Annotated in this window: 5 protein-coding genes and 2 pseudogenes; 3 read left to right on the plus strand and 4 right to left on the minus strand. The window is 40.1% G+C overall.

Annotation, left to right across the window (positions count from 1 at the left end):
* Nucleotides 1-89 precede the first annotated feature (89 nt).
* Entirely contained in the window at nt 90-797 is a 708-nt protein-coding gene (locus tag AB4517_RS00440) for a GntR family transcriptional regulator (RefSeq protein ID WP_017065208.1), read from the minus strand.
* Between the two features lie 277 nt (nt 798-1,074).
* On the opposite strand from AB4517_RS00440, the pseudogene AB4517_RS00445 reads away from it, so the two are divergent.
* Nucleotides 1,075-1,694 (plus strand): annotated as a pseudogene (locus AB4517_RS00445) (HAD family hydrolase).
* Between the two features lie 205 nt (nt 1,695-1,899).
* Here the strand turns inward: AB4517_RS00445 and AB4517_RS00450 are convergent.
* The 3 genes and pseudogenes from AB4517_RS00450 to AB4517_RS00460 all read right to left on the minus strand — a co-directional run bounded on the left by AB4517_RS00450 (nt 1,900) and on the right by AB4517_RS00460 (nt 4,020).
* Nucleotides 1,900-2,475: a sugar O-acetyltransferase gene (locus AB4517_RS00450; RefSeq protein ID WP_017061090.1), complete on the minus strand. Its 576-nt coding sequence runs from the start codon at nt 2,473-2,475 to the stop codon at nt 1,900-1,902.
* A gap of 165 nt (nt 2,476-2,640) precedes the next feature.
* A pseudogene (locus AB4517_RS00455) lies at nt 2,641-2,804 on the minus strand (adenosine deaminase); the annotation flags it as partial.
* Nucleotides 2,805-3,006: 202 nt separating this feature from the next.
* Complete coding sequence (locus AB4517_RS00460; protein ID WP_371725647.1) at nt 3,007-4,020, minus strand: AraC family transcriptional regulator; 1,014 nt, start codon at nt 4,018-4,020, stop codon at nt 3,007-3,009.
* Between the two features lie 136 nt (nt 4,021-4,156).
* On the opposite strand from AB4517_RS00460, the gene AB4517_RS00465 reads away from it, so the two are divergent.
* A complete protein-coding gene (locus AB4517_RS00465; protein WP_371725646.1) occupies nt 4,157-5,914 on the plus strand; it encodes an amidohydrolase family protein in 1,758 nt (585 codons plus the stop codon).
* Between the two features lie 71 nt (nt 5,915-5,985).
* The coding region (locus AB4517_RS00470; RefSeq protein WP_372147680.1) for an arylsulfatase at nt 5,986-7,501 on the plus strand (1,516 nt) is incomplete at its 3' end.

Raw genomic sequence — 7,501 nt, forward strand, 5'->3', positions numbered from 1 at the left:
TATTAGATGTGAAATAATATTAGTGGCTAATCTATAGAGTAATTAACTTATATCTATAAAAATTAACCATATTAAATCGAATTAAAAGGTTACTTCTTATCTCGGAAGCTCATGCTCTCATTGTTAAAAGGAGTGTGATAGGTGCATTGATATTTGATGTCGATGATATCGCTGACGATGAATAGATCCCCCGATGCTAAGAAACCTCGGTTGGTGATATTCATCGCCGCGGCATTTTTTTTGCAGCCGAGCAACTCCGCGTCTTCTTTAGATACGTTGATCGCTTGATACGTCGTTAAGTAGCTATCGATCTGAAGACCTTTCGCCAATGCATGTTTCTGGATTGAGCTTTCAATGATCTCGGCATTCATCTCTGGGAAGACACTGACAGGGATCTTGGCTTCTTCAATCTGAACTACTTTGTTGTTAATCAATCGAAGCCGTCTAATTTTCCAGATGTAGTCATTGTCGTCTAAAGAAAAAATCTGCTGTTCGTGGTTATCGGGTAGCGCTTTATTCAGTTGGAGCTTTTTATAAGAGATCTCTTCAAAACTGTTTTCAGTAATGGAGTTGTACACCAGTGGTGTACCAATGAGAGAAGTGTTGACGAAGTAACCAGAACCCACCTTAGATTTCACCATGCCAATAGCCTCTAGCTTGGCTAGCGCTTTTCGAATAGTAAATCGAGATAACCCATATATTTCAGAGAGTTCTCTTTCCGCGGGAAGCTTATGATTGATACTGTTTTGACAGATCTTGCTCACAATATCTTGGACAACTAACTCGTACTTTTTCATAGATCAATAACTTTAAAGTGTATTCACTGTGACTAAAGAATAGTGAACTAAATCAGGGATTCAGTACGCTCTGAATGACTCATAATTGTAACATAGAAGGTTAAGTGGGTGATGATAAATAGGGTTAGTTAGGGGTACTAGTGACCACCTTTTGCGCTGACTTGATTACATCTTGTGATTCTAGTCCTCATTTTGTAAAACAAGATTATGAACTTTAACGTGCGGCATTTAATGTCTGTGTTGTTGCTATTTTAAGTGACTAATTCAGGAGTAGGGTATGAGTTCGAATCAAATCAAAATGTCGTATTTGATGTGGGTAATGTGATTGTGCGTTGGTCGCCGCTGGAAATTACTCAACTAACGTTTGGTAACATTGCCGACCCTGAAGCCCGAGCGCTTTCGATTTTCCAAAGTGCGATTTGGTCGGATTTGAACAAAGGGTTCTTAACCGAAAATGAAGCCAAACTTCGCTACCAACAAGAGCTCGATTTATCTTCATTAGAGTGCGACCGCCTGTTTTATTACGTTAAGAAAACGCAGATCTTATTGCATGGTTCTGTCGACCTTATCGAGCGCGTAAAGCGTGCTGGGTATGGTGTGTATGCACTTACCGACAACGTGGTCGAGATTGTTGAACACCTAAAAGCCACCTACGAATTTTGGCCTTTGTTTGATGGCGCAGCCGTATCCGCTGAACTTGGCATGCTTAAACCGCAGCCTGAGATTTACCAAGCGTTGCTTTCAAATAATGGACTGGAGGCTTCAGAAACGGTGTTCATTGATGATATGCCTTACAACGTAGAAGGAGCAAAAGCCGTAGGTATGGCGGGTATTCAGTTTATCGATTCTGCGCAATGTGAGAACGAACTTCGTGCTCTTGGCGTCGAATTTACGTGACCATGTAGCGAAATTCTCAAGCTATCTATTTTAGTCAGGTTTCTCTATGTAGATAATCTAGGTAGGCAAGATAAGTAGAAAAACGACGGATAGAAAAGACTGATAAAAGCTAAAACGAATCGATTAAAAAGAGGCGCTGTTTCATCATGAACATCGCCTCTTTTTCTATTTGTTCTTTTAATGAGCTTTATTTTTCTATTTAACTTTATTGCTCAGTATCCAAGTGTCGAATTAACTTCGCCGGCGTGCCACCGTATAGACAATCTGGCGGTACATCGCTGTTGACCACAGAGTTCGCCGCGATAACCGAGCGAGCCCCAATCTTCACGCCTTGGTTGATGACCGAGTTTCCACCAACCCACACATCATCTTCGATTGTTATCGGTAAACAGAAGGTTTCCCATTTACGACGGCTACGATAATCAAGGGAGTGTGATGGCGTATAGAATTGGACGCTTGGTCCAATTAAAACATTGTTTCCGACTTTGATTCTCGCACCATCTAGCATTACGACGTTCATATTGATGAAGGTGTCGTCACCAATCTCGATGGTTTTTCCAAACTCACAATGAAAAGGGGGCTGGATTAAGCTGCTACTCCCGACTTTACCGAATAGCTGCTCTTGCAATGTGTGTTGTTGATCTGGATTTTGATGGTTGTTGAAGGCCATTAACGCCTTTTTGGCATTGGTACGTATGGTATCAATTTCTTGGTCTGCACCATCATATACTTGCCCAGATAACATTTTATCGAGTTCAGTTTGATCGTTTGTATTACTCATGCTGCCCACTTTCCGAGAGTCTCGGTCTAAATGACGAATACTGCAAGATTAGCGATTTTTGGACATAAAAAAAGAGAAAAGCCTCAGCCTTTCTCTTCCTATTTTGTGCTTTAAGCACTAATGCTAAGTGAGCCCAGCTATTCAGCAAAAGGCGCGCTTTACCAATTAGATTTGCTCAACGAAACCCATTAGGTGCTTTTTCACTTCGTCTGAAGCAAAAGCGCTTTCTACCGAGTACTTGTAGATTTCTACGTAATCTTCTTTGTTAGACCGAATGTTTCACACACACGCTTCACTTCGTTGGTCATGGTTGTGTTGCTTTCTGTTGGTTGTTTTGTTGCGAGATTTAGGCTTAAGGCTACGAGACAGTGTGAATATGGCAGATCAGATCATAGGTTCTTGATTTAGTTCCACGGAACTATGCAACAAAGCTTTATTTAGTTGGAAATATTATAAGGTATTTGTTCAAAACTATTTCTAGTATTGTATTTATACATAAGTGGCATAGTGACGATAGAAGTCCTGATATTACTATAATCGGTTTGAGGCTTGCTGACGCCATTTTAAAGGTGAGCTCCCATACGTATTTTTGAATGCTTTACTAAACCCACTCACATTTCTGTAACCTAATAATTCTGACAGTAATGTAATATCAATTCTGCTGGACTCTAAATACCATCGAGCTGCACTTATACGTACATCCTTGAGTAATTTCTGAAAATTCGTGTCGTGTATTTCTAATCGCCTTTGCAAAGTTCGTGGGCTCATATTAAGCATGTGTGCTATATCATTGATATTGGCACTATGTAATCCCATTGTTTGCAAAACTAGAGTTCGAACTTTGCGTTCTATGTTATCCCCTGATTGAAAAATTAGCAGGTCTAAATACTGTTCATAATGGCGCTTATGTTTGGATAAAGTTGCTTGTAAGGGGGTATATAAGTAGTCACGGCTAAAAATAAGGCGATCATGCTCTTGATTGAAGACAACTGAACACCCAAAATATTTTTGATATTTGGAACTTATGGACAAAGGTGTATGGGAAAATTCTAATCTTTCTATTTTTAATGATGAACCTATTAGATTTTTTAACAAATTTAAGCATACACCCAAAGATAGTTCTTTATATTGTTTTGCGTAGCTAACATCTTGAGATATTTGATAGCGTTCTATATAAGCCAAATGTTCAAATTCTTTTAATATCCAATATTCTCCAAGACTATGGATAGCCATATAACGCTGTGCATTATCTAAAGCCTCTTGTACCGTTTCACTAGCTTGAATTATAAGGCTTATAGGTCCAAGTACTTCAATTCCCTGATTTTTCGCTAACTTTAAACCAAAATCTTTACAATTAAGCTGCTGAGATGCTAGCTCAAGTAAGTTAATCATGCTAGCAAAGTCTATTAAGCTTTCAGGATTGAGCAGATCTTGCGTAGTCAAATTACATTGAACAAGTAAAGAATTAAGGTCGCCTCCTAACTCTTTAATTAGGTGTTCTATACCAGACAATGAAGCGCTTCGGATTGAGTAGTATTGTTGCATAAAAGACCTATTTTAAATTGGTATGACCAAGTAATTACTAACTTGTCGCTAAATGATAAGAAACAAAACTAGAGATGTTATAATTTAGTTAATACAAAGTTGCAAATAAAATTTTCAATTCGAGGGTTATATATCTATGTATGATACAGTTATTAAGGGAGGCCGTTATTTTGACGGCACAGGTGAAGCTTCTTCGATCAAAAACATTGCAATAAGAAACGGAAAGATTGCCTTGGTATCCAACACTGCTATTGATGAGAGTGGTTGTATGAATGTTATTGATGCCAATGGTAAGTGGGTGATGCCAGGTTTTATCGATACCCATACCCATTATGATGCGGAACTGCTTATTAGTCCAAGCCTGTCTGAATCGGTGCGCCATGGCGTAACAACAGTACTTGTTGGCAGTTGCTCGTTAAGCATGGTCTGTAGTGAATATGAAGATGCCTCCGATATTTTTACCCGGGTTGAAACCGTCCCTCGCGAGAAAGTGTTGCCCATTTTAAAGCAATATAAAACATGGAGTACGCCTAGACAATGGGTCGAATTTGTTCAGCAACACCCTCTTGGACCAAATGTTGTAAGCCTGCTTGGTCACAGTGATTTACGTGTAGGTGTCATGGGGCTTAGCCGAGCAACAGATCTAAACGTCACTCCTACTGAAACCGAAATGCGAAAAATGGAAAGCTTACTTAAAGAGTCACTTGACGTAGGTTTTCTTGGCTTGTCGACTATGTGCCTTAAGTGGGACAAAATTGATGGCGACCGTGAATGGTCAAAAAGTTTACCCAGTACTTATGCAAAATGGAAAGAGATCTCTCGCCTCAATAACCTAGTGCGTGAATATGGACGAGTGCATCAAGGAGCGCCGAATGCCGCAGCCATATTACAAATAAATCAATATATGCGTGAATGTATGGGCATTTTTAAAAAGCGCCTTAAAACGACGCTAATTAGCCGAATGGATCTTAAGGGCAGTGTTTATTTAAGTAAAATTACAAACCTTGCCGCTAGAGTGACCAATTTATTTAATGGCGATTTTCGTTGGCAGGTGCTGCCCTCGCCTTTTACAGTCTATGCTGATGGTATTGATGTCGTCTTTTTTGAAGAGTTTGGTGCTGGTGAACTGGCACTTGATTTAAAAGATAAAATTGCTCGCAACGAGCTCCTAAAAGATGAAACTTACCGCCGTGAGTTTAGAAAGTTCTATGGCGAAAAACTCAGTCCCCGTGTATGGCAACGTGACTTTGGCGACGCGATTATACTTGCTTGTCCTGATGAATCGATTGTTGGTAAAAACTTTGCTGATGTTGCCGCTAGCAAGCAGATCCATGTTGTGGATCTTTTCCTCGACCTAGTTGTGCAATATGGTACCGATCTTCGTTGGTACACCACAGTTGCCAACCATCGTAAAGACGTGCTTAAGAATATGGTTAAAGATAAGAAGTCACTGATCACCTTTAGTGATGCAGGTGCGCATATCCGTAATATGGCTTTTTATAACTTACCGCTACGTATGCTTAAGTTAGTTAGTGAAAGCATTGATGAAAGCCAAAATCAGCCAACTAAAAATAGCCAAGCGATTATGACGATGGAGCAAGCTGTGTTTCGGATGACGGGCGATCAAGCGCAGTGGTTCAATATTGATGCTGGTCGTATTCGTATTGGTGATAGAGCCGACGTCGTGGTGTTAAATCCCGCTAAATTTAATCAAAATCTCGAGCAAGTCAGCTGGGCTGATATGGAAAACTTTGGTTTACAACGCCTTGTAAACCGTAATCCGGGCTTAATCGAGCAAGTATTCATTAACGGAAAGCTCGCCTGCGAATTCGATAAAATAACCCCTGAACTTGGGAAAAGCATGGGTTTTGGGACTTATATTCCGGCGTATTAGCTGCTGCACTTATAGATTAGGTCTAATGACTCTTGTAATGAGTCGATTAATTAACGATATGGATATTTATGATGATAAAAATAATAACTAATTTAGTTATGGGGCTGGGTTTTGCTCTTGGTTCAATAAGCACCTATGCTGCCAGCAAGCCTAATATTGTGGTGATATTTGGTGATGATATCGGTTACGGTAATATCTCAGCTTATAATAACGGTACACTAGGGTATCAAACGCCTAATATCGATAGCATAGCTAATGATGGTGCAATGTTAACCTCATATTATGCTGAGCAATCGTGTACTGCTGGGCGATCAGTATTTATTACTGGCCAAATGCCTGTGCGAACAGGTTTAAGTAAAGTCGGATTGCCAGGAGCAAGCCAAGGTATACAACCCCAGGATATTACTTTAGCTCAGACGTTAAAAGACCTCGGTTATGCAACTGGACAATTTGGTAAAAACCACTTAGGTGACCGTGATGATATGCTACCTACTGAGCATGGTTTTGATGAGTTTATGGGTAATCTTTATCACCTTAACGCCGAAGAAGAACCTGAAAACATTGATTACCCTAAGTCTCCAGAGTTTAAGAAACGCTTTGGCCCGCGGGGTGTAATTCATTCTTTTTCTGATGGCTCAGTTGAAGATACCGGGCCACTCAACAGCAAGCGTATGGAAACGATCGATGACGAAACCCTTGAATCTGCCTATGACTTTATTAGTCGTCAGGTGGAGAGAAAAAAACCATTCTTCTTATGGTATAACACAACTCGCATGCATAATTACACTCACGTGAGTGACGATAACTCTGGTGTTACTGGTTTAGGTGAGTATGCTGACGGCATGGTTGAGCACGATAACCATATTGGTCACCTACTGGCAAAGATCAAGCAACTCGATATTGAAGATAATACAGTGGTGATTTACACCACTGACAACGGTCCAATGAATGCGACCTGGCCAGACGCAGCCACTAGCCCATTTAGAGGGGAAAAAAACACCGGTTGGGAAGGAGGATTTAGAGTTCCAGCGCTTATCAAATGGCCAAATCATATCAATCCAAATTCAAAGTTTAATGGAATAGTCTCGTCTGCCGATTGGTTCCCAACTTTAGTGAGTATTGCTGGTAATAGTGATGTGAAGAACCAATTACTATCAGGTTATAAAGCCAGTAATGGTAAGCAATATAAGAACCATTTAGATGGGTACAACCAACTTGACTATCTAAGTCAGAAAATCGATAAAAGTCCACGTAATCAATTTTTCTACTGGTCTGATGATGGCGAACTACTCGCTATGCGCGATGGTCGTTGGAAGTTTCATTTTAAAATTCAGGAAAGTAAAGGTATTGATGTTTGGACTCAACCACAAAAAACCTTAAGAATTCCCAAACTGTTTGATTTAGCAATTGACCCCTATGAAAAAGGCGATCAAGGCTTTGGCTATGATAATTGGTGGTACAAGAGGGCTTTTGTGTTGATCCCGGCACAAATTAAAGTTAGGCAAATGTTAGCAACCTTTAAAGAGTTTCCTCCAAGACAAGCGCCTGGTAGTTTTGCTGTTGATATTAAGATGAAAGATCTCATAC

The sequence above is a fragment of the Vibrio sp. 10N.222.52.C3 genome, assembly GCF_041474195.1.
Classification (GTDB): Bacteria; Pseudomonadota; Gammaproteobacteria; order Enterobacterales; family Vibrionaceae; genus Vibrio; species Vibrio crassostreae_C.